The organism is Cryobacterium psychrophilum (assembly GCF_004365915.1).
GTDB lineage: Bacteria > Actinomycetota > Actinomycetes > Actinomycetales > Microbacteriaceae > Cryobacterium > Cryobacterium psychrophilum.
Genome location: NZ_SODI01000001.1, coordinates 67362 through 89701, shown reverse-complemented (window position 1 = coordinate 89701; position 22340 = coordinate 67362). Strand labels below are relative to the sequence as shown.

Sequence of the window (22340 nt, the reverse complement as noted above, 5' to 3'; positions counted from 1 at the left end):
GTGATCCACGCCCACTTCGTTTGGAGTAAACCCGTATGTTCCGCGATTCGTCAGAAGTGCTCAAATTCATCAAGGAAACGGACGTCAAGTTCCTTGACATCCGTTTCACCGACCTGCCCGGTGTGCAGCAGCACTTCAACATCCCGGCTTCGACCGTTGATGAGGAATTCTTCACTGTCGGCCAGATGTTTGATGGTTCGTCGATCCGCGGTTTCGCGTCGATCCACGAATCCGACATGCAGCTCATCCCCGATGTGTCCACCGCTTACATTGACGCCTTCCGCACCGAACGCACACTCATCATGCTGTTCGACATCTACAACCCGCGCAATGGCGAGATCTACTCCAAGGACCCGCGCCAGGTAGCCAAGAAGGCCGAGAAGTACCTGGCCTCGACGGGTATCGGTGACACCGCATTCTTCGGCTCCGAGGCCGAGTTCTACATCTTCGACGACGTGCGCTACGAAGTAAACCAGCACACGAGCTACTACTCCGTCGACTCGAGCGAGGGCGCCTGGAACTCGGGCAAAAAGGAAGAGGGCGGAAACCTCGCCAACAAGACTCCCTTCAAGGGCGGTTACTTCCCGGTCAGCCCCGTCGACCAGCACGCCGACATGCGTGACGACATCTGCCTCAAGCTCATCGACGCGGGCCTCATCCTCGAACGCAGCCACCACGAGGTGGGCACCGGCGGCCAGGGCGAGATCAACTACAAGTTCGACACGATGGTTCACGCCGCCGACGACCTGCTGAAGTTCAAGTACATCGTCAAGAACACGGCACACGACTGGGGCAAGACTGCCACGTTCATGCCCAAGCCGCTCTTTGGCGACAACGGCTCCGGCATGCACACACACCAGTCCCTGTGGGCCGAGGGCAAGCCGCTGTTCTACGATGAGGCCGGCTACGGCGGGCTCTCCGACCTGGCACGCTGGTACATCGGAGGCCTGCTCAAGCATGCCCCCGCCGTGCTCGCCTTCACCAACCCCACGGTCAACTCGTATCACCGCCTGGTTCCTGGCTTCGAGGCTCCGGTCAACCTGGTTTACTCCGCCGGCAACCGCTCCGCCTCGATCCGAATCCCGATCACGGGCACGAACCCGAAGGCCAAGCGCCTTGAGTTCCGCGCACCCGATGCCTCCGGAAACCCGTACCTCGCCTTCGCCGCTCAGCTCATGGCCGGCCTGGACGGAATCAAGAACCGCATCGAGCCGCACGAGCCCGTCGACAAGGACCTCTACGAGCTCCCCCCCGAGGAAGCCAAGAACATACCCCAGGTTCCCGCGTCTCTCGAAGGGGCCCTTCAGGCCCTCGAAGCCGACCACGACTTCCTGCTCGCCGGAAACGTGTTCACCCCGGAGCTCATCGAGACCTGGATCGAGTACAAGCGCGAGAACGAGATCAAGCCTCTCTCTCAGCGCCCGCACCCGTTCGAATTCGAACTGTACTACGGCGTCTAAGCCCCGCCGCAAACAGGAAGGACCGCACCCTCGGGTGCGGTCCTTCCTGTTTGCCCTGAGGCTTCTCAGCCGCCCGGACATGCAGTGCGCGGGCGGCACGCGCTCAGCCGACGTTGGCGCCCGAGCGCTCCACAGGACCGTAGAAGAGGCGTTCAAAAACGGATCGGGAACGTCTGGTCGCCGACAGGTAATCATCCTCGAGGGCCGTTGCAGAGCCCGGTGGGTACTCCAGAATCCGCGCGATGCCCTCAAGCTGGGCGCGGTCGACGGGAAGCACATCGGAGGTCTTGTTGGTCCACAGCGTGATTGCCGAACGGGCGCGAGACGCGAACAGCCACGCGAATCGCAGAGTCTCGGCCTCCGCTGCGCTCACCAGCCCCGCCTCAATCGCCGCCGTGAGCGCCGTCAATGTGGACGTGGTTCGTAGTCCGGGTACGGTCGCTGCACTCTGCAGTTGCAGGAGCTGAACGAACCACTCAACATCGCTGAGGGAACCGCGACCCAGTTTGAGATGCCGTTTGGAATCTGCACCCTGAGGCAAGCGCTCCTTCTCGACGCGTGCCTTGATGCGTTTGATCTCGCGAACTTCCTTCTCGGCGATTGCGCTGGGATACCGCACGGAATCCGCGAGTCGCTCAAAGTCGCATTGCAGTCCACGGTCGCCTGCAACGCCACGGCCACGCAGGAGCGCCTGCGCCTCCCAGGTGAGCGACCAGCGGCCGTAGTATGCCGCGTAGGAGTCGAGGGACCGGACAATCGCCCCGTTGCTGCCCTCCGGTCGCAGGCCGGTGTCAAGGTCAAGAGGCAGACGATCATCATCCGTGAGCCGATTCAGCTCTTTCACGATGAACCTCGCCCGCTCATGAGCCGGCTCGCCCTCCAGCTCGCCGTTGCGAAAAACGTACATCACGTCGGCGTCTGAACCGAAACCGAGTTCGGAGCCGCCAAACCGCCCCATCGCTATCACCGCGAACTCGATGCCATCGGGGGTCTGCGGCCCGGCAGGGGTGCCGACCCCCGGTTCGTTGAGCTCTCGACCGCGAATGGCCGCGATCACTCCGCGAATGAAATTGGCGGTGATGTCGGTGAGTCCGACGGCGAGTTCATCGATGCTGATCCGGCCAAGCATGGACCCGACCGCGAGGCGCAGCAGCTCCCGGCGCCGTGCCATACGCAGAATGGAGGCGGCGGCATCCGGGCTCTCGTGCCGAGCGAGTACCGCCCGCGTCTCGTCGAGCAGCGCGGTGAGCGGCCGAGGCCGAAGGTCTTCTTCGTTCTCGAGCCAGGCAACCGCTTCGGGTATCTTCTCAAGCAACTCCCCCACGTACCGTGACCCGGATAGCACCCGGGTGAGGCGTTCCGCGGCGCCCGAGGAGTCGCGGAGCATTCGCAGGAACCAGTACGTGGACCCCAGGTTGTCGCTCAAACGGCGAAACGCCAGCAGTCCGTAGTCGGGATCCGAGCCCTGGGAAAACCACTGCAACATCACCGGGAGCAGATGGCGCTGAATCGTCGCCCGACGCGATACTCCGCCGGAGAGCGCGGCGATGTGAGCAAGAGCGCCCCGAGGATTGAGAAAACCGATCGCGGCGAGGCGGGCCTCCGCCTGCGCGTTCGTGAGATTGAGTCCCTCGGCCGGAAGTGCAGCGACGGCGCTCAGCAGAGGCCGGTAGAAGAGCCGCTCGTGCAGCCCACGCACCCGCTGCTTCATTTCGGCCCAGCGAGTGGACAGCCCCGCCGCGCTGGTGGCGAGGCCGGTGGCCCGAGCAAGCACGCGCAGGTTCGCTTCGTCCCGCGGAACCAGGTGCGTGCGACGCAGCTTCTCCAACTGCAGGCGATGCTCCATGAGGCGCAGCATCCGGTAGTCCTGCGCGAACTCGGCCGCTTCCGCCCGACCGACATAACCGGCCTGCGCGAGGGCGGCCAACGCCGGCAGCGTTCCGCTCTGGTGCACGGCCGGATCGGACTGGCCGTGCACCAGTTGCAGCAGCTGAACCGTGAATTCAATGTCTCGGAGACCGCCGGGTCCAAGCTTGAGCTGGAAATTCACCTCGTCGTCGGGGATGTTATCGGTGACCCGCTCCCGCATCCGTTGCACGGAGTCGACGAAGTTCTCGCGGCTTGCGCTGCTCCACACCTTGGGTGAGACGGCGTCGATGTACCGCGTTCCCAGCTCGCGGTCGCCGGCAAGGGTGCGGGCCTTCAGCAGGGCCTGGAACTCCCAGCTCTTCGCCCACCGGTCGTAGTAGGCGAGGTGCGATTCAATGGACCGCACGAGCGCGCCACTCTTGCCCTCGGGGCGCAGGTTGGGGTCCACCTCCCACAGTTCGGGCTCGACCGCGCTCTCGTTCATTCCGCGCATCATGAGGATGGCCAGTCGGATCGCGATCTCCACGGCCCGTGTCGATTCGAGGCCGGCCTCCGGATCACCGTCGGCAACGAATATGACATCGACGTCACTCACGTAGTTCAGCTCACGCGCGCCGGCCTTGCCCATGCCGATTACGGCAAGGCGGGTGGCTCGCACCTGCTCGCGAGGAAACACGCCCCGCCCCGCGGCCTCGCCGCTCGACATGCTGCGCGCAACCGCCAGCGCTGCCTCGAGAGCGGCGGTGGCGAGATCGGCCAGCGCGTCGGCGATGCCGTCGACACCGGCCACAGGATCAGCCTGTTCGAGGTCGAAGGCCGCGACGGCGGCCAGTCGTCTGCGATACCGCACGCGCAACGCAGCCCACGCGGCATCGTCGACGAGGGTCGAGAAACCGCCGACGGCCCCCACGGACTCCAGCAGGTCACGAGTCAGCTCGTCCACGGTGGGCAGCGCCAGTAACGGGGCCGCGAGCACCGGCAGTTCGTCGGGGTGCCGCAGGAAGAACTCGGCAAGGCCGCTTGAGGCGCCCAGCACCCGAATGAGGCGCTGGGCGGCATCCGTACTGGACAGAATGGCAAAGATCTCCGCCGAGTCCTGCCGGAGCAGTTCGACGAGCGCGCCGAGCGCCGCATCCGGATTCGCGGCGCGGGACAGCAGCGGAAGGAGGTCGCTGCTGTCGGGCCCGCCGAGTTCGCCGACCTCCGTGAGGCGCAAACGAACCTCACCAAGGTTGACGAAGCCCACCCTGGCCAGCCCGGTCAGGGTTAGAGGTTCGCGCGTCATTACCCGGTTCCCCGGTTCCTAGAGCATTTCGAGGTTTTTGCGCAGCTCGAACGGGGTGACCTGGGACCGGTAGTCCTTCCATTCCTTCCGCTTGTTCAGCAGAACGAAGTTGAAGACCTGCTCCCCGAGCGTTTCCGCTACCAGTTCGGAGTCCTCCATGAACTGGATGGCATGGTCGAGGCTGGCGGGCAACTGTGTGTAGCCGAGCGCACGCCGCTCGGTGTCGCTGAGGCTCCACACGTTATCTTCGGCCTCCGCCGGCAGCTCGTAGCCCTCTTCAATGCCCTTGAGGCCGGCAGCGAGCATGAGCGAGTACGCGAGGTAGGGGTTGGCCGCGGAGTCGATCGCACGGTATTCGACCCGGGCGCTCTGTCCCTTGTTCGGCTTGTAGAGCGGAACACGGATGAGGGCTGACCGGTTGTTGTGACCCCAGCACACGAAACTCGGGGCTTCGTCGCCGCCCCAGAGTCGCTTGTAGGAGTTCACAAACTGGTTTGTGACGGCGGTGATTTCCGGGGCGTGCTTGAGCAGCCCGGCAATGAATTGACGACCGATCTTGGAGAGCTGGTATTGGGCTCCGGCCTCGTAGAAAGCGTTCGTGTCGCCCTCGAAAAGCGACATATGGGTGTGCATTCCGGAACCGGGGTGCTCGGACATTGGCTTGGGCATGAACGTCGCGTAGACGCCCTGCTCGATGGCCACCTCCTTCACGACGGTGCGGAAGGTCATGATGTTGTCGGCCGTGGTCAGCGCGTCGGCATACCGCAGGTCGATCTCGTTCTGGCCGGGGCCGGCCTCGTGGTGGCTGAATTCCACGGAGATGCCGAGGTCTTCGAGCATGCGCACGGACCGACGGCGGAAGTCGTGGGCCGTGCCGCCGGGAACATTGTCGAAGTATCCGGCAGAATCGACTGGTGTGGGACCGTTCTTTCCGTACTTTGAGGACTTGAGCAGGTAGAACTCAATCTCGGGGTGCGTGTAGAAGGTGAAGCCACGATCGGCCGCTTTCGCGAGGGTGCGCTTGAGCACGTTGCGCGGATCGGCGACGGCGGGCTGGCCGTCGGGCGTCGTGATGTCGCAGAACATGCGTGCGGTCGGGTCGACTTCCCCGCGCCACGGCAGGATCTGGAACGTGGTGGGGTCCGGGTGAGCGAGCACATCCGCTTCGAACGACCGGGTGAGACCCTCGATGGCGGAGCCGTCAAAACCCAGGCCCTCGTTGAAGGCGCCCTCAACCTCGGCGGGTGCGATGGCCACCGACTTCAGGGTGCCAACGACGTCGGTGAACCATAGTCGAACGAACTTGATTCCTCGCTCCTCGATGGTACGGAGAACGAAATCGCGCTGCTTGTCCATTCAGCCCCTTCTGGTTCCTTACTAGGGTACTGTCTTGGCGCCCGGATTGATGGCTTGGCTACACTTGTGGCATGTCAGAATCGACCGCGCCAGACTCAACTGCGCCAGACTCGTCACTCCCCGCGCCCGAACAGCACCCGTATGGGCATGCCCCCGACGGCCCCAAACGGGTTCGCACCCGTCATTTCCACAATGCCAAGCGTGAGGGGATCCCGATCACGGGGCTTACGAGCTATGACATGCTCACGGCCCAGATATTCGATCAGGCTGGCATTGATTTTCTGCTCGTGGGTGATTCGGCGGGCAATAACGTCTTCGGCTACGAGACCACCCTTCCGGTGACCGTTGACGAACTCATTCCGCTCACGCGCGCCGTGGCCAGGGCGGTGACGCGTGCGCTGGTGGTCGCCGACATGCCGTTCGGCTCCTATGAGAGCGGCGCCGACCAGGCGCTCTCCACGGCCGTGCGCTTCATGAAAGAGGCGCAGGCTCACGCCGTGAAACTTGAGGGCGGCGTTCGAAGTCACAAGCAGATCAAACGCATCGTCTCGGCCGGCATCCCAGTGATGGGCCACGTGGGTTTCACACCGCAGAGCGAACACGGCCTCGGCGGCCACATCATCCAGGGGCGCGGCGACGCCGCGAAGAACCTGATCGACGACGCCCTCGCGGTGCAGGAGGCGGGCGCCTTCGCCGTCGTGCTCGAAATGGTACCGGGGTCCGTGGCCGCACAGGTGACGGCGGCGCTCGAAATCCCGACAATCGGCGTTGGTGCCGGGCCGTCGGTGGACGGACAGCTGCTCGTCTGGACAGATTTCGCCGGCATGACCGAGGGCCGGGTCCCCCGCTTCGTGCGGCAATACGCGAATCTGCGTCAGGTGCTCACGGATGCCGTCCACAATTTTCGCGATGACGTCAACTCGGGCGCGTACCCCGCCCCTGAGCACAACTACGAGTAGCCACCGCACTAACCTCGGAGATACTCGCGACACGCACCTTGTGCTGCCTGGGGTGACGGCGTCGCGAAAAGCTCCGTACTTACGCTCTTCTGCGCTAGCGACGGGGGAACAACAGTCAGCGGGCGTCCCGCGCGTCGTCCTCTGACCACTTCGCGCTGTTCGCGCGCAGCTTCTCGAGGGCGTGGGTCGCCTCGTCGTGAGTGGCAAACGGTCCGACCCTGTCGAGGGAGGGCGATTGGACCCCCTTCTCGACGGCCCCGGTGCGCATGTTGTACCAGTACTGGTTTTCGGTGTCCTCGGCCATAAGGTTGATCATATGCCTAAGGATTCAACCGGTCACCTCGTCCCTGGAAGCGTGTCGTCGATGCGCTCCGTCCCCTCCCACATTGCGCGCCCCGAATACGTGGGCAAGAAGGCTCCGACCCCCTTCACCGGGTCAGATGTCTACTCGACCGAGCAGATCGCACTCATCCGCGAATCCGGCCTGATCGCGGCCCGCGCCATCGAGGCCGTGGGAAGGGCCATCCGCCCCGGTGTCACAACGGAAGAACTCGACGCCATCGGGCACGAGTACATCATTGCCCACGATGCGTATCCCTCGACACTCGGCTACCGCGGGTACCCGAAGTCCCTCTGCAGCTCGGTGAACGAGGTCATCTGCCATGGTATCCCCGACGACACCGTGCTCGAGAACGGTGACATCGTCAACATCGACATCACCGCTTTCAAGAACGGTATGCACGGTGACACCAACGTCACGTTCGTTGTTGGCGAAGCGAGCGAGGCAGTGACCCTGCTGGTCGACCGCACCCGTGAGGCCCTCAATCGCGGAATCAAGGCGGTCGCACCCGGACGCCAGGTCAACGTCATCGGCCGGGCCATCGAGTCTTACGCCAAGCGCTTCAACTACGGCGTCGTTCGCGACTACACCGGCCACGGCGTGGGTGCGGCATTCCACTCCGGCCTGATCATCCCCCACTACGACGCTCCCCAGTACGACACCGTCATGGAGGTGGGCATGGTCTTCACGATCGAGCCGATGCTGACCCTCGGCGGATCCGCCGACTGGGACATGTGGAACGATGACTGGACCGTTCTCACCAAGGACCGCAGTATCACGGCCCAGTTCGAGCACACGCTCGTGGTGACCGAGCGTGGCGCCGAGATCCTCACTCTCCCGTAACCGGTAGGTTTTAACCATGAGCTCAACGACGGCCATCGGCATCGACATCGGCGGAACCGGCATCAAAGGGGCCATCGTCGATCTGGCGACCGGTGCCCTCTTGTCAGACCGGGTCAAATTGCCCACGCCCAAGGGCGGACGCCCCCAAGACATCATCGACACCACCAAGCAGCTGCTGGCGCAGGTGTCGAACGGAACAGATGACCTGCCGGTCGGGATCTGCTTCCCCGCCGTTATCAAGAATGGTCACACGATGTCGGCGGCAAACGTGTCCGACAAGTGGATCGGACTGGCCGCTGAGGCGCTCTTCGAAAAGACGCTCAAGCTCCCGATTCACTTCGTCAACGACGCGGATGCTGCCGGTTATGCCGAAGCCCAATTCGGTGCGGCCCGCAACGTGCCCGGCGTTGTTCTCCTGACCACACTCGGCACCGGAATCGGTACGGCGCTGCTCAATGACGGGGTTCTCGTGCCCAACACGGAACTCGGGCACCTGCAGATCGACGGCAAGGACTACGAGACCAAGGCGGCGTATTCAGCGAAGGAACGCGACGGTCTGAGCTGGGACAAGTGGGCGTCGCGCCTGCAGAAGTACTACTCCACGCTCGAGATGCTCTTCTCCCCCGACCTGTTCATCGTCGGAGGCGGGGTCTCCAAGCACCATGAGCATTTCCTGCCGCTCCTGCAGCTGAAGACGCGGATTATTCCGGCCGTGCACCGTAACAACGCCGGCATCCTCGGAGCCGCCGCGCTCGCGGTGAAATTCCAGGACTAGACATGCCCGCGGTGTACGACGAGGTTGACGAGGTCTTCGCCGAGCATCACGCTCGGGGTTCCGCGCCAAGCCTGGCGTGGGGAACATTCGATCGAAGCGGGCTCGTGCGCTTCGGATCGGCTGGCCTGGGCCAGGACGGGACCGTTCCCGGTTCCAACACCGCCTACCGCATCGCCTCGTGCACCAAGAGCTTCACCGCCGCCACGGTGCTCGCGCTGCGCGACGCCGGAAAGCTGAGCCTCGACGATCCCGTGACACGTTTCGTGCCGGCGTTCGCGTGCGTGCCGCTGCCGAGCGTCGACGCTCCCGTACCCACCGTGCGTATGCTCCTCACCATGTCGGCGGGGTTGCCCACCGACGACCCCTGGGCGGACCGGCAGGAAGCCCTGAGCGTCGAGGCGTTCGACTCCCTGCTTCAGCGCGGCCTCACGTTTGAGTCGATTCCCGGCACTCGCTTTGCCTATTCCAACCTCGGATTCGCGCTGTTGGGGCGAGTCATCGAGCAGGCGAGCGGCCGCGGCTACCGCGATGTTGTGAACGAACTCTTTCTCGAGCCGCTTCGCCTGACCGGAACGGGATGGGACGCGTCCGTGTCGGCGAGCGGTGGGGTCGCCGTCGGGACCCGCTGGCTGGACACCGACTGGCACGCGCTGCCGTTCTCCTCGCCGGGAGCCTTCTCCCCCATTGGCGGACTCTTCAGCACCGTCACCGACCTCAGCCGCTGGGCAGCCTGGCTCGCCGCGGCACACGACGCCACGGGCGTCGAGGAGCCGAATTCGCCGCTATCTCGCGCGAGCAGACGCGAGATGCAGCAGGCGTACCGTTTCGTCCCCACGCTCCCCCAGCATCCGACCGGCTACGGCTTCGGCCTCTTCGTCGAACAGTATGCGCGCACGGGCACCGTCGTGTCGCACTCCGGTGGTTATCCCGGCTTCTCCGCGCACATGCGGTGGTCGACTACAGGAGGCCACGGGATCGTGGCATTTGGCAATGCAACACACTCGCGGTTGTCCGTGGCCACAACGCAGGCCTTCGACCTGCTCCACGCCGCAGCAACGCCGCCACCCGTGACGGTACTCCCCGCCACCCGGGCCGCTCAGCGCAGCCTGAACGACCTGATCCGACAGTGGTCCGACGACTCCGCGCGCGCGATCTTCGCCCCCAATGTGGCGCTCGACGACTACTTTGATCGGAGACAGGCGGCGCTTGCACGGGCCGTGGAGCGCGTCGGGGGCCTCGATCCGGCACCCTCATCAACGGATGATCCGGGTCGCGTTCTGGACGCCGGTGAGCTTTCGAACGGCCCCGCTCACCTCGTGTGGCATGTTCCCGGGCGCGCGGGCCGGTTGCGGGTGGAAATTCGGCTGACCCCGGAGCATCCCCCACGTGTGCAGACGCTCACGATCGCGGCCGATCTCGTGCAGCCGCGCTGACCCGTGGCGAGTGCACTCACGGGGCCTTATTCGCCGCATGCGGTGGTGTGGTGTGGAATGGGCCGGCTATTACGCCGGGTTCTGTCCTGGTGCCGAGGCACCGTGGACGGCCATCTATCTTGGGACTACGTTGCCGCAGCCCTCTAGCGGTCTACCCGAAAGCTCGGCGAGCCGCCTTAGCGCTTTCTGTCTAACCTTGCTCCGGACGAGGTTTACCTAGCCGACCAGGTCACCCTGACCTCTGGTGGTCTCTTACACCACCGTTTCACCCTTACCCCCGGCCGAAGCCGGTGGCGGTCTACTTTCTGTGGCACTGTCTCGCGGGTTACCCCGGGTGGGTGTTACCCACCGTCCTGCTCTGTGGAGCCCGGACGTTCCTCGGCGTGCAGGGCTCTGGGACACGTCCCAGAAACCCATGAACGACGCGACCGTCTTGCCGACCCATTCCGGTAGTCAAGCCTACAGCCCCTGGCCGCTCCTAGATGCCGGACTCTTCCGTCCGTACCAGAATTGCACCGCAATCGGGGCAGAAGATGACCTCGTCTGCGGCGGCCTGGCGAACCTCGGCCAGGTCATTGCCCGTGAGCGTCATGGTGCAGCCGCTGCAGGTGCGGGCACGCAGCAGCGCCGCGGCGTTGCCTCGCCCGGCGACGCGTCGCTTCTCGTAGAGCGCAACCAATTCTTCGTCAATCGTCCCTGCCACGGTCAAGCGGTCGCGCCGGAGCTCGCCGAGCTGACGCTCCAGATCGACGAGCAGTTCGTCCCGCGCCGACTCCGCGACGGCCATGCGCTCAGCCACGGCTTCGCGCTCCGCGACAACCACGGCAACGGCTGCCTCATGTTCCTCGAGGCGTTCCATCACGGCGATCTCGATCTCTTCGAGGTCAAACAGCCGCTTGCGCAGCGCGGTGAGTTCCGTTTCGAGCGCGTGGACGTCCTTGATCGATGAGGTGTGCTGCACACGATCGGTGTCCCGCGCAATTCGCTTTTCCACGACGGCGACGTCAGATTCGATCCGCCCGAGTTCGGTTCGCACGTCGTCGAGGGCGCCGCCCTCGGTCGTCAGCCTGGCGCGGACGGCATCCGCTTCTCGCTTGAGGCTGAGCACTTCAGCGTTTTGGGGCAGCGCCGTTGTCTGGTGGGTGACCTGGAGCACCTTGGTGTCGAGGGCCTGGAGCCGGAGAAGCTCCTTCTGCTGGAGGGGAGTTGACTTCACGTGTCTGACCTTTGCTTATGTGGAGTTTATGGGTAGTAGAAAAGTCTTTTGGGGAGCGTCAATGCATGATGACGAAATCCCAGGGGTCAGTGCGCAGATCGCTGACGGTCACACGCACGCCCGGCAACTCAGCGCGCAGTTGTTCCGCCGCACCGTCGAGCCACAGCCATTCGCTCGCCCAGTGCGACACGTCGATGAGGGCCGGCGTGCCACCCGTGAGATGCGACTGCTCGCGGGCCTCAGAGGCCGGGTGGTGACGGAGATCCGAGGTGATGTACACGTCTGAATCAACCACGGCGGGTTCACGCAGCAGGGAATCCCCCGCTCCCCCACACAGGGACACGCGTTTTACCATGGCCGCGTAGTCACCGGCCACTCGAACTCCGGAGGCCGTAGCCGGAAGGAGATCACTCAGAAGGTGGGCCAAATGCCCGAGGGTCACCGCCTCACTCAGCTCACCCACACGCCCGAGTCCAACGTCGGGCGTGGCGCCCTCGACAATGGGCCGAGCGTTGCGCAACCCGAGTCTCGTCGCCAGAGTATCGGAGACCCCGGCGCGAACGATGTCGGCGTTTGTGTGCACGGCCAACAGCGCACAATTCGCGCGGATCAGACGGCTCAGCAGGGCTCCCTTGTACCGGTCCTCGGCGATGGACGTCACGCCGCGCAAGAGCAACGGGTGATGCACGAGCAGCAGGTCCGCCGCTCCATCACACGCTTCGTCAACGGTCTCCGCGACAGCATCGACGGCGAGATGAATCGAGGCGACCTCCCGGGAGAGGTCCCCCGTGACAAGCCCAGGGGCGTCCCACGCTTCGGCTCCAGAGAGCGGCCACAGTTCGTGGGCGACTCGATTGACATCGGCGAGCGAGAAAGGCACACGGCCAGCCTACCGTGGCAGGGCCTTCGCGGCCTGGCGTCGGTCACCCCGCGGCATGTCGTCGTGAGGGCAAGAGGGACTCGTCCGCGTCCGTCGTGGTCACATTCGACTAGTAATCGAAGTCGTCGAATTGCGCTGCGGCAACTTCCTCCCGGGTCCAGGCTGCGGGGATCATCGCGCCGGGTTGCGCCTTGCGGTGAAGGAAATCCAGCGTTTCCGGCTCAACCAGTTCGGCTGCGTGCGGCTCCGCGCCGACGCTGACGAGTTGACTCGCTGTGCCAATCAGGAACTGTGCGCGAAGGAACTCCCCACTTGAGCCGGCCACCGGAATATCCACAACGTCGACTTGACGACGATTGCAGAGAGCCTCGGCGTAGAGCATGAGCGCGTCCGCCAATTGGCTGCCCGTCACGACTGAACCGCCCGGATAGTATATGTGCTTCATCGTTTTCCCTCGAAAGCTCACAAATGAGTGCGCTACCGGGGTCTGGGGTGGCATTGTCAGTGTACTCTGACGGCCCGTAATTCGCCTCAGAAATTCCCGCAACCGAGAATTTCCCGCAAGACGAACCTGCGGTTACAACGACAGTTCTCGCTGCACGATCCGCTCGGCGACGGCGGCCAGAGGCATGGAGTGCTTTCTTGCATAATCCCTGATCAATGCAAAAGCATCACCCATGTGGATGTCATACGTGTAGGCGAGGACACCTTTTGCCTGCTCGATCAGGATCCGGCTATTGAGTGCGTGCTGGAGCTGCTGGCGCACAACATCACGCTCCCGTATGGCACGTTCCTGCAGGATACCGATGGTCGCGACATCCGCGAGGGCCTGCACGGTCTCCGTGTCAGCCTGGCTCAGGCCCCCGGTGCGATCCCAGAACAGGTTGAGCGAACCGATGGTCGCTTGGCGCAGTCGCAGCGGGACCGCGTGCATTGAAGCGAAACCCTGCTCCAGGGCTCCCGCACTGAATCGAGGCCACTTTCCACCGACATCGCCGATGTCCGGAACGGCGACGGCCCGACCGGTTGTGAAACTCTCGACACAGGGACCGCTCCCTGCCCGTAACTGCAGGATCTCCACGAGTCGGCTTCGCTCGTTCGTGGAAGCGACGACCTCGAGTTCACCGTCACCGTCACCGTCACCGTCACCGTCACCGTCCGACAGGATGATGCCAGCCGCCGCGGCGTCGAGCAGATCCGCGCATTTGTCCACGAGGGTACACAGCAGGTCGACAACGTCGTAGTCGGCCACGAGGGTGTCAGCGAGGGTTACAAAGGTCTCCAAGAGCTGACCTTCACGCGTCTGAGGCACGATATTCCAATCTTACGAATCCAGCATCGACGAGAGATCCAGTCGCCGTGCCACAACATCGGCGGCGACTTCGCGAACCGTACGACCGTTCGAAAAGGCGTGACCGTGAATAATCAGCAGCGCGTCGGCGGCTGAGAGGTTGAGCTGAGCCAAAACCATCCCAGTCGCCTGGTGCACGACGCGTCGCGAATGACTTCCATTATCCCCTGCGCCAGTCTTTGATGGCTGTGCTGCCAGCGAACGCCGCAACACTTGCCTGGCAACGATACTCGCGAGCATCCCCGCATCGATCTTTTCGGGTTCGGTCAGAGTGCCCGGCCTCCACGTATACAGTCCCACCGCACCTATCAGGAGCGAGCCGAGCATCAGTGGAAAGGCGCTGACACCGCGCACGCCGTCGGCGTCTACGGCCTTCAGAAGTGCTGGCCACAGAGAATTAGCCGGGGATTGCAGATCGTGCACGGCCACGGGAGCCCTCGTGTTGAGGGAGGTCCAACCCGGACCCTCGCCCAGATCGAATTGCATCTCGTCGAAGCGAGCGGCCCGCGGGTCACTCGCGCATACCGTTGCGACGTCGAATGCGGAGCCGAATGTCGAGATGACAGCACTATCGGCCGGGATGACGTTGAGGAACGGCGTACAAAGGCTGGTCTGCCGTTCGTGGGCAACCGTCAGCTCCGCGACGGCCTGCCCGAACACATGCCTACTCGCCATGGCGCCTCCTGGGCATCGTGCCTCACGCTTGCTTCCCGCTACCAGCGCTACATGCCGGGCAATTATGGTGTGGGCCCTACCGGGCTCGAACCGATGATAGCCGCAGGTGTGACCGGTAGGCCCACCCAGATTTTGGCAAGAATTCCCAAGAATACGCGGTTCGTGGTGGGGTCCCCTTTGCGCTGACTTGCTTTTGTTTCCGCGGTGTCTCACACTTTCGCACCGTGCACCAACACCTCACTAACAGGTGAGCAGGGGCTCTTTCTTGCTTATTGTAACCATACAGTCACGATGCCCCGCCCTCTCCGCAATTACGATCCAGCGGGCGAGGGGCCGCGGGTTGTGGTCGCTACTGACGGATACCGAATCAGTGCGATCGCTGCAGCGAGCGAAGTGCCGATCACGGTTCCCCACGTGACGTGCAGAGCGCGGCTGCGATCCGCTGGAGCCGCCTGAGCGATCGCCGTCCACAGCAGTGCCAGCGACGGGCCGATCACGAACGGCACGGTGAACGCGAGGCTTTCGGACCAGAACAGGACGCAGACCAGACCAGACCAGACCAGACCAGACCAGAACGATCGTGCTTTTCCAGCGCGACACCCCGGGCGACACCCCGTGGAGTGTGACCGGCCTGGACGCGAGTCATGTTCGGTGTTCTGCGCTCCATTGCCGGTCGCTCCTCAACAATCTCCCGTCGTCCAGGCGCCGGGGAGAGCCCTAGGACGCTGCTGATTAATCTGGGGTATTAAGGCGCGCCTGCTCGGGTTTGCGGGCCGATGATTAAGACTTGATTCATGCAGGGTCGTGATGATGGTCAACGTCAGCTTTTGGATGTCGAGTCGATGGCGGGGCATATGCTTCCAGCGGGTTCCGTGTTCAAGTTCCTCGCCGATCATCGGCACGAGTTGTTCCCCGATGACGCGTTCGAGGATTTGTTTCCGTCCGGTCGGGGGCGCCCGTCCACTCCAGTTGATGTGATCGCGTCGGTGATGGTGTTGCAGACGTTGCATAGCCTCTCGGATCGGGAAACGGCCGAGGCGGTCACGTTCGACTTGCGGTGGAAAGCGGCCTGCGGGTTCGCGTTGACGGACGCGTCGTTTCATCCGACGGTCCTCACGTATTGGCGCCGCCGCCTCGCGAACAGCACGCGCCCCCACCGTATTTTTGAGGCAGTGACCGAGGTTATCGAGCAGTCCGGGGCGTTATCGGGTCGGAAGCGACGTGCGTTGGACTCCACAATTTTGGAGGACGCTGTCGCGCGTCAGGACACCGTCACACAGCTCGTTGCGCAGATCCGCCGGGTGGGCCGGGAGATTCCCGGCGCGGATGTGCTCGTGTCCGCGTTGACCGGTCACGATTACGCGAAGCCAGGGAAACCGGATATCGCGTGGGATGACCGAGCCGCTCGCGACGACCTCGTGTCCGCGCTCGTCACCGATGCCCTGTCCTTGCTGGCCGGCATTGACCCGACGGTTCTCACCGACGCGCAGCAGGAAACCGTCGCCCTGCTCGCGTTGGTCGCCGGGCAGGACGTTGAGCCGGCGGACGGGTCGCATGAAACGGAGGGGCGGTGGAAAATTGCACGGCGGGTCGCCCCGGACCGGGTCATTTCCACCGTTGATCTTGATGCCCGTCACGCGCACAAGAGCCGCCAGAAGAAAGTCGACGGCTTCAAAAGCCACATCATCATCGAACCGGACACGGGCCTGGTGACCGCGGCGATCCTGACCAAGGCGGCTGGTTTGGCCAACAGCGACGCGGCCCGCGGCATGGAACTAGTCACCAAAGACACGAGCATCGGCGCCCAGAACGTCGATGTTCTGGGCGATTCTGCTTATGGCAGTGGTGAGCTTCTCGCCGCGATCACCGCCGCCGGTCACACCGCGATCATCAAACCACCGCCGCTGGGACGGGCGATTCCCGGCGGCTTCACCGTCGATGATTTCACTATCGACGAGACCACGAACACGGTCACCTGCCCAGCGGGTCAGACCCGCCCACTCAGTGCTGCGGGGCGCGCAAGTTTTGGTAGTTCCTGCGCCACCTGCCCCCTCATGACGCAGTGCACGACGGCGAAGAGCGGCAAGAAAATGCTGCTCCGTGAGCATGACGCCATACGCCGGGAGCACCGTGTCCGGGCTCAGGATCCGCTCTTCCAAGCCGATTATCGACAACACCGGCCGATGGTTGAACGCTCCATCGCCTGGATGACACGCAAGTCCCGCCGCGTCCCTTACCGAGGCGTCGTGAAGAACAACGCGTGGTGGGTGAATCGGGCGGCCGGAATCAACCTTAAACGGCTCCTGAACCTCGGCCTCACCCGCCAGAGCGGGATCTGGGCCATGGGATAACACCCCGGAAGACGGCCACCCACGGCCGCCGGCCGCAGACGGCCATCAGAGACCGTAACCGCCCCGCACGCGAAGATCAACACCACCACAAAAACGAGAAATGAGAGGCGTCACCATGAAATACACAGGCCAAAAATCGCTCTCACGACTCGCCAGGCCTCCCCACAACCCCTAAATCAGCAGCGTCCTAGGCCGGAAGCACCGTCACCAAGACACGCCCTCCACGCTGGGAGGCCGGGCATGCTCCGGAGAGGATGCCACACCGGAGTGCGGCACCCTCACGGATCAGGCCCGCGGCCTGGGCGCCTGGGGCTTCTGGTAAGCCAGCTCACCGCCCACGCGTCCGCCGAACGGGCGGCCATGGTCGGCGAACTCCTCCCGAAAGTAGCCCATCCGCCACGGGCCCATCTCCAGCCGTGAGCCGGTGCGCAGAATTTGACCGTCTCCCATGCTGCGGCCTTCCTCGTGCGGCCGGGAGCTGCCGGCGACGTCACCGACGGCAAATAACCGGTACTCGTCGTTGTTATCGTGGCGAATCTCGGCGTGCACGGGTTCCAATCCGGGCAATTGCAGGTCGGCATCGGCGGAGGAACCGATCGTCGTGGTGCCCGGCAGCAGGTCGAATTCCCGGGGCATCTGCCCATTCCAGTTCTCCGACCCCACGACGAAGATGAGACGGGGACGCCCGCTTCCCGGCGTGTAATGGGTCGTCGTCACCCTACGACGGCTGCGACGGTCGAAGGTCGGCGCGATCGGAAACAGCGTTGGCGGCGGAAGCGGAATGGCCACCGGCATGCGTGCCTGCCCCCGCATTCGTGCCTGAACTAGTGGTCCCAGCGCGTTTCGTGACCCGAGAACAATGTGCGGCGAACGCGTCACCATGCGTTGCGTTACGGACGCCTGCACGTCGCCGATTCGCGCGATCAGCCCTGCAGAGCCGATGATCGCCATGGTCAGACCGCGGGACGCCAGTTCGGCGGCCAGCGTGCGCAGCGGTTCCAGATTGAGCGCACGCCCCTGCACGAACATTTCGGGGTTGCTCGTGAAGACCGTGATTTCCGTTCCATTGGCGGTCACCGTGCCGTGCATGACATCCGCTGCCCCGAATGAATCGCCGAACTCCGCTCCAGTCGACTCCGTGCTCAAAGCACCGAGGGCGGCCGACGGTTCAACCAGGGAAAAGGCGAGATCAATGTGCAGCTTCACGGCGGATTGCGCCGTCTTCGAACCCGTCGCTGGTGAGCTCACCGAGGAGCTCACGGTCAGCTCCGGAAAGGGTCAGAGCCGAGGGATTGCTCGTCACTCGTCGTGACGCGCAGGGTGCCGTTGAGCTTCCACACCGCGCGCGGGGCGTCGGGGCCGATATCGCGGGGAACCTCGACCATCATGTCGATAAAGCTGTAATTGATGGCTGCGCCCTTGCCCGTGAGATAGGACCACATTTCCTGGCCGAGATCGGTCCAGTCCTTGATGGTGTGTTCCTCGACGTCAGGGGTGCTCTCCACATTGCCCAGGTATGTCTGTCGTTCAGTCACGATAGGTTCCTTTTCGCTCGCAAACAGGATGGTGCGGGTCCCGGCAGGTGCACCGGCCTCGTGGGCACATATTCGCGCTCTGGAGATTTACCTATCTTAGTTACCTAGTTGTGAGTGTCCAAGGGGGATGGCGCCAAAAGGGGAAGGAACTATTCGACACCGCGGCTCCTGATTGACAGAATGCCAGACGCATCCATTGCGTCGTCGACCTGCTCGCCTATTTTGGTTCCGCTGGCTGCGCGCACGCCCGGTGGGAGAAGACACCCGAAGGCCGGGCTCCGCGGGCAGGCCGGCTGGCGCTGGTCCCTTGCCGTCATGAACGACTGATCCCGACCGCTGGCCGGTCCGACGCGGACGTCGGCGAACACGAGAGCCGCTTGCCACGAACCCAAGGGCCGCATCGAAGCCGAAAACCCGAGCTGATCAAGGTTTTTATAGTGTGGGCCCTACCGGGCTCGAACCGATGACATCCACGGTGTAAACGTGGCGCTCTACCAACTGAGCTAAAGGCCCCTGCACTGCGTGTTGCTCACGAGCAGGATGTTTCTACTCTACCTGCTCCAGAACGCCATGTTCGCCGCTACGCCGGCTGAAGCTCGTCGAGCGCCGCCCTGTAGGCGTCCATGGAGCGCGCCTCACCGGGCGCGGTGATGAAACTTGCACGGATGATTCCACCCTGGTCGATGAGGAAGGTCGCACGGTTGGCGAAGCCCTTGGCCTCGAGAAACACACCGTATTCCTTGGCAACGCCGCCATGGGGCCAGAAGTCGGACAGCAGGTTGAACGCGTACCCCTCCTGCTCGCCCCAAACTCGCAGGGCATGCTTCGAATCAACGGATATGCCAATGAGTTCGACGGCGCCGTCGGAAAAAAGCTGGAGATTGTCGCGAAGTTCGCACAGCTCATTGCTGCAGATCCCGGAAAAGGCGAGCGGAAAGAAAACCAGCGCCACGGACTTTGACCCGCGGAACTGGCTCAACTGAACATGTTCGCCGAATTGATTGACGAGTTCGAAGTCCGGTGCCTGGGTGTCATTCTCCAGAGCCATAGTGCGTTTCCTTTCCGCCGCGAAGGTTCGCGATACAACAGTCCATCAGCCTAACCCCGCGTGTGTCTCGCGCGCATAGCGCGGAGAGAATCTGTAGGCTTGCGGGGTGCCGATGGTCGCAATCCGACCCGTCCTCTGCTGGCATGCCTAATTAGTTACGACCTGCCGACAGCTCGGCTAGAACAACCGCGCTGTGGAAGTCAGTGCCGTGTGAATAACAGAGAGAGGTCGACTGTGACGGTCAACGACCAGGACCCGTACTCAACGAACAACGCCGATTCCGATCCGGAAGAAACGATGGAGTGGTCGGAATCGCTGGATTCACTCGTCGCCGTACACGGCCACGAGCGCGCCCGCGAAATCATGCTCAGCCTGCTGAAGCGCTCGAAGGAACTGCACCTCAACGTTCCGATGGTTCCTACGACGGATTACATCAACACGATCGCCCCGGAGAACGAACCCGAATTCCCGGGCGACGAAGACATTGAGCGACGCTACCGTGCGTGGATTCGCTGGAATGCTGCAGTTCTCGTTCACCGCGCGCAGCGCCCCGGAATCGCCGTTGGCGGCCACATTTCGACCTACGCCTCATCTGCGGCCCTGTATGAGGTCGGCTTCAACCACTTCTTCCGCGGCCAGGATCACCCCGGCGGTGGCGATCAGATCTTCATCCAGGGACACGCGTCCCCCGGTACGTACGCCCGAGCCTTCCTCGAGGGCCGCCTCACGACCGAGCAGCTCGACGGGTTCCGCCAGGAGAAGTCACACGCACCGAACGGCATTTCGTCCTACCCGCACCCCCGGCTGATGCCGGAGTTCTGGCAGTTCCCCACGGTTTCGATGGGCCTCGGCCCGATCAACGCCATCTACCAGGCCCAAGCCAACCGGTATCTCACCAACCGGGGCATCAAGGACGCGAGCGACCAGCAGGTCTGGGCATTCCTCGGCGATGGCGAGATGGACGAGGTCGAGAGCCGCGGCCAGCTGCAGGTCGCCGCGAACGAGGGTCTCGATAACCTGAACTTCATCGTGAACTGCAACCTTCAGCGCCTCGACGGCCCTGTCCGAGGCAACGGCAAGATCATCCAGGAGCTCGAGAGCTTCTTCCGCGGCGCTGGATGGAACGTCATCAAGGTCGTGTGGGGCCGCGAGTGGGACGAACTCCTCAAGCGCGACACCGACGGAGCCCTGCTCAACCTGATGAACGTCACCGCTGACGGTGACTACCAGACCTACAAGGCCGAGAGCGGCGCCTACGTGCGTGAAAACTTCTTCGGCCGCGACCCGCGCGCCCTCAAGTTGGTCGAGGGATACACCGACGACGAGGTCTGGAATCTCAAGCGCGGTGGCCACGACTATCGCAAGGTCTACGCGGCGTTCAAGGCTGCCGCCGAGCACAAGGGACAGCCCACCGTCATCCTGGCGAAGACGATCAAGGGCTACGGCCTCGGTCCGAGCTTCGAGGGCCGCAACGCGACCCACCAGATGAAGAAGATGACCCTCGACAACCTCAAGACATTCCGCGACAGCATGCACGTGCCGATCACGGATGCACAGCTTGAGAAAGACCCGTACCTGCCGCCGTACTACACACCCGGCGAAAACGACGAGGCCATTCAGTACATGCACGAGCGCCGACGCGCGCTCGGCGGCTACCTGCCCGAGCGCCGTACCAAGCACACGAAACTCAACCTCCCGAGCGACAAGACGTACGCCATCGCCAAGAAGGGTTCCGGCACGCAGGAGATTGCAACGACCATGTCGTTCGTTCGCCTGCTCAAGGAGCTCCTGCGGTCGCCGGACTTCGGCAACCGGATCGTTCCGATCATTCCCGACGAGGCCCGCACCTTCGGCATCGACGCCTTCTTCCCCAACGCCAAGATCTACAACCCCAACGGCCAGCATTACACGTCCGTGGACCACGCGCAGCTCCTCGCTTACAAGGAGAGCCCGCAGGGCCAGATCCTTCACGTTGGAATCAACGAGGCCGGGGCCGCCGCCGCATTCACCAACGTGGGAACCTCCTATTCCACGCAGGGCGAGCCGCTCATCCCGGTCTACGTCTTCTACTCCATGTTCGGATTCCAGCGCACCGGGGACGCCTTCTGGGCCGCCGGGGATATGATGGCCCGTGGTTTCATCATTGGCGCGACCGCAGGTCGCACCACGCTCACCGGGGAAGGCCTGCAGCACGCTGACGGCCATTCGCCCCTGCTGGCCTCCACAAACCCGGCGGTCGTGTCCTATGACCCCGCGTACGGCTACGAGATGGGGCACATTGTTCGGGACGGCCTCGAGCGCATGTACGGCGGCACCCACACCGACCCCAACGTCATGTATTACATCACCGTCTACAACGAGCCGGCCGTGCAGCCGGTCGAACCGGAGGACGTGGACGTCGAGGGCATCCTTCGCGGAATTCACCGAGTGAGCGCATCCGCTGCGGCCGGCCCGAAGGCGCAGCTGCTGGCATCGGGAGTCGCCGTTCCATGGGCGCTCGAGGCACAGCAGCTCCTTGCCGACGACTGGGGCATTTCCGCCGATGTCTGGTCCGTCACGTCGTGGAACGAATTGCGCCGAGACGGGCTTGCGGTGGAGGAGCACAACTTCCTCAACCCGGACGCCGGTCAGCGCACGCCGTACGTCACGTCAAAGCTCGCCGGGGCAACGGGCCCGTTCATTGCCGTGTCCGACTTCATGCACGCCGTGCCCGACCAGATCCGTCAGTTCGTACCGGGTGACTTCGCGACACTCGGCGCGGATAGCTTCGGCTTCTCGGACACTCGTCCGGCCGCACGACGCTTCTTCAAAATCGACAGCCCGTCGATGGTCGTGCGCACCCTCGAGCTGCTCGTTCGCCGTGGTGAGATCGACCGGAGCATCGTCAGCCAGGCCATCGAGAAGTATCAGCTGCACGACGTGACGGCCGGCACCACCGGCTCTGCCGGTGGCGAGAGCTAAAAT

Annotated in this window: 18 protein-coding genes, 1 tRNA gene and 1 other RNA gene; 7 read left to right on the top strand and 13 right to left on the bottom strand. The window is 63.7% G+C overall.

Features of this window, described 5'->3' with window-relative positions; all coding sequences use genetic code 11:
- The first annotated feature begins 35 nt into the window (after positions 1-35).
- On the top strand, positions 36-1460 hold the full coding sequence (gene glnA, locus EDD25_RS00440; RefSeq protein WP_134171526.1) for a type I glutamate--ammonia ligase: 1425 nt from the start codon (positions 36-38) through the stop codon (positions 1458-1460).
- 103 nt (positions 1461-1563) lie between these two features.
- Here glnA and EDD25_RS00435 read toward each other — a convergent pair whose 3' ends face one another.
- Together EDD25_RS00435 and EDD25_RS00430 are read right to left on the bottom strand one after the other, a co-directional pair.
- Positions 1564-4614: a bifunctional [glutamine synthetase] adenylyltransferase/[glutamine synthetase]-adenylyl-L-tyrosine phosphorylase gene (locus tag EDD25_RS00435; protein ID WP_134171525.1), complete on the bottom strand. Its 3051-nt coding sequence runs from the start codon at positions 4612-4614 to the stop codon at positions 1564-1566.
- Between the two features lie 18 nt (positions 4615-4632).
- Complete coding sequence (locus EDD25_RS00430) at positions 4633-5970, bottom strand: glutamine synthetase family protein (RefSeq protein ID WP_134171524.1); 1338 nt, start codon at positions 5968-5970, stop codon at positions 4633-4635.
- 71 nt (positions 5971-6041) lie between these two features.
- Between EDD25_RS00430 and panB the strand changes: the two genes are divergently transcribed.
- Positions 6042-6929, top strand: coding sequence for a 3-methyl-2-oxobutanoate hydroxymethyltransferase (panB, locus tag EDD25_RS00425; protein WP_134171523.1), 888 nt, complete (start codon positions 6042-6044; stop codon positions 6927-6929).
- Between the two features lie 115 nt (positions 6930-7044).
- Here the strand turns inward: panB and EDD25_RS00420 are convergent, their stop codons facing one another.
- Positions 7045-7245: an SPOR domain-containing protein gene (locus EDD25_RS00420; protein WP_134171522.1), complete on the bottom strand. Its 201-nt coding sequence runs from the start codon at positions 7243-7245 to the stop codon at positions 7045-7047.
- Between EDD25_RS00420 and map the strand changes: the two genes are divergently transcribed.
- The 3 genes from map to EDD25_RS00405 are packed head-to-tail and all read left to right on the top strand — an operon-like array spanning position 7246 to position 10320.
- Positions 7246-8112, top strand: a complete 867-nt coding sequence (gene map / locus EDD25_RS00415) for a type I methionyl aminopeptidase (RefSeq protein WP_134171521.1) — start codon at positions 7246-7248, stop codon at positions 8110-8112.
- Positions 8113-8128: 16 nt separating this feature from the next.
- Positions 8129-8887: a polyphosphate--glucose phosphotransferase gene (gene ppgK / locus EDD25_RS00410; protein ID WP_134171520.1), complete on the top strand. Its 759-nt coding sequence runs from the start codon at positions 8129-8131 to the stop codon at positions 8885-8887.
- Between the two features lie 2 nt (positions 8888-8889).
- On the top strand, positions 8890-10320 hold the full coding sequence (locus EDD25_RS00405) for a serine hydrolase domain-containing protein (protein ID WP_134171519.1): 1431 nt from the start codon (positions 8890-8892) through the stop codon (positions 10318-10320).
- A gap of 54 nt (positions 10321-10374) precedes the next feature.
- On the opposite strand, the gene rnpB is transcribed toward EDD25_RS00405, so the two are convergent.
- The 6 genes from rnpB to EDD25_RS00375 all read right to left on the bottom strand — a co-directional run bounded on the left by rnpB (position 10375) and on the right by EDD25_RS00375 (position 14442).
- Positions 10375-10764: RNase P RNA component class A (rnpB, locus tag EDD25_RS00400), an RNA gene on the bottom strand.
- A 34-nt stretch (positions 10765-10798) separates the two neighbouring features.
- The gene (locus EDD25_RS00395) at positions 10799-11536 is read right to left on the bottom strand and encodes a zinc ribbon domain-containing protein (RefSeq protein WP_134171518.1); all 738 of its coding nucleotides are present in this window, start codon (positions 11534-11536) and stop codon (positions 10799-10801) included.
- Positions 11537-11594: 58 nt separating this feature from the next.
- Positions 11595-12416 carry a Nif3-like dinuclear metal center hexameric protein gene (locus tag EDD25_RS00390; RefSeq protein WP_134171517.1) on the bottom strand — a complete coding sequence of 274 codons (822 nt, stop codon included), beginning with the start codon at positions 12414-12416 and terminating at the stop codon, positions 11595-11597.
- Positions 12417-12525: 109 nt separating this feature from the next.
- Positions 12526-12861, bottom strand: a complete 336-nt coding sequence (locus EDD25_RS00385; RefSeq protein ID WP_134171516.1) for a hypothetical protein — start codon at positions 12859-12861, stop codon at positions 12526-12528.
- A 132-nt stretch (positions 12862-12993) separates the two neighbouring features.
- A complete protein-coding gene (locus tag EDD25_RS00380) occupies positions 12994-13728 on the bottom strand; it encodes a GAF and ANTAR domain-containing protein (protein WP_134171515.1) in 735 nt (244 codons plus the stop codon).
- Positions 13729-13740: 12 nt separating this feature from the next.
- Positions 13741-14442, bottom strand: a complete 702-nt coding sequence (locus EDD25_RS00375) for a GAF and ANTAR domain-containing protein (RefSeq protein ID WP_134171514.1) — start codon at positions 14440-14442, stop codon at positions 13741-13743.
- Positions 14443-15236: 794 nt separating this feature from the next.
- Between EDD25_RS00375 and EDD25_RS00370 the strand changes: the two genes are divergently transcribed.
- Positions 15237-16793 carry an IS1182 family transposase gene (locus EDD25_RS00370; RefSeq protein ID WP_134171513.1) on the top strand — a complete coding sequence of 519 codons (1557 nt, stop codon included), beginning with the start codon at positions 15237-15239 and terminating at the stop codon, positions 16791-16793.
- A gap of 285 nt (positions 16794-17078) precedes the next feature.
- Here EDD25_RS00370 and EDD25_RS00365 read toward each other — a convergent pair whose 3' ends face one another.
- From EDD25_RS00365 to EDD25_RS00350, 4 genes are all read right to left on the bottom strand, one after another.
- Entirely contained in the window at positions 17079-18053 is a 975-nt protein-coding gene (locus EDD25_RS00365) for an FHA domain-containing protein (RefSeq protein WP_241986631.1), read from the bottom strand.
- Positions 18054-18055: 2 nt separating this feature from the next.
- On the bottom strand, positions 18056-18328 hold the full coding sequence (locus EDD25_RS00360; protein ID WP_422386816.1) for a hypothetical protein: 273 nt from the start codon (positions 18326-18328) through the stop codon (positions 18056-18058).
- Between the two features lie 440 nt (positions 18329-18768).
- A tRNA-Val gene (locus EDD25_RS00355) sits at positions 18769-18841 on the bottom strand.
- Positions 18842-18908: 67 nt separating this feature from the next.
- The gene (locus EDD25_RS00350; protein WP_134171512.1) at positions 18909-19376 is read right to left on the bottom strand and encodes a peroxiredoxin; all 468 of its coding nucleotides are present in this window, start codon (positions 19374-19376) and stop codon (positions 18909-18911) included.
- Positions 19377-19610: 234 nt separating this feature from the next.
- Here EDD25_RS00350 and aceE point away from each other — a divergent pair, with 234 nt between their 5' ends.
- Positions 19611-22337, top strand: a complete 2727-nt coding sequence (gene aceE / locus EDD25_RS00345; RefSeq protein ID WP_134171511.1) for a pyruvate dehydrogenase (acetyl-transferring), homodimeric type — start codon at positions 19611-19613, stop codon at positions 22335-22337.
- The last annotated feature ends 3 nt before the right edge of the window (positions 22338-22340 follow it).

Bases quoted from the DNA above. Each gene is read 5' to 3' on its own strand.
- glnA (WP_134171526.1), top strand. From the start codon at position 36: ATGTTCCGCGATTCGTCAGAAGTGCTCAAATTCATCAAGGAAACGGAC.
- EDD25_RS00435 (WP_134171525.1), bottom strand. From the start codon at position 4,614: ATGACGCGCGAACCTCTAACCCTGACCGGGCTGGCCAGGGTGGGCTTC.
- EDD25_RS00430 (WP_134171524.1), bottom strand. From the start codon at position 5,970: ATGGACAAGCAGCGCGATTTCGTTCTCCGTACCATCGAGGAGCGAGGA.
- panB (WP_134171523.1), top strand. From the start codon at position 6,042: ATGTCAGAATCGACCGCGCCAGACTCAACTGCGCCAGACTCGTCACTC.
- EDD25_RS00420 (WP_134171522.1), bottom strand. From the start codon at position 7,245: ATGATCAACCTTATGGCCGAGGACACCGAAAACCAGTACTGGTACAAC.
- map (WP_134171521.1), top strand. From the start codon at position 7,246: ATGCCTAAGGATTCAACCGGTCACCTCGTCCCTGGAAGCGTGTCGTCG.
- ppgK (WP_134171520.1), top strand. From the start codon at position 8,129: ATGAGCTCAACGACGGCCATCGGCATCGACATCGGCGGAACCGGCATC.
- EDD25_RS00405 (WP_134171519.1), top strand. From the start codon at position 8,890: ATGCCCGCGGTGTACGACGAGGTTGACGAGGTCTTCGCCGAGCATCAC.
- EDD25_RS00385 (WP_134171516.1), bottom strand. From the start codon at position 12,861: ATGAAGCACATATACTATCCGGGCGGTTCAGTCGTGACGGGCAGCCAA.
- EDD25_RS00375 (WP_134171514.1), bottom strand. From the start codon at position 14,442: ATGGCGAGTAGGCATGTGTTCGGGCAGGCCGTCGCGGAGCTGACGGTT.
- EDD25_RS00370 (WP_134171513.1), top strand. From the start codon at position 15,237: ATGCAGGGTCGTGATGATGGTCAACGTCAGCTTTTGGATGTCGAGTCG.
- EDD25_RS00350 (WP_134171512.1), bottom strand. From the start codon at position 19,376: ATGGCTCTGGAGAATGACACCCAGGCACCGGACTTCGAACTCGTCAAT.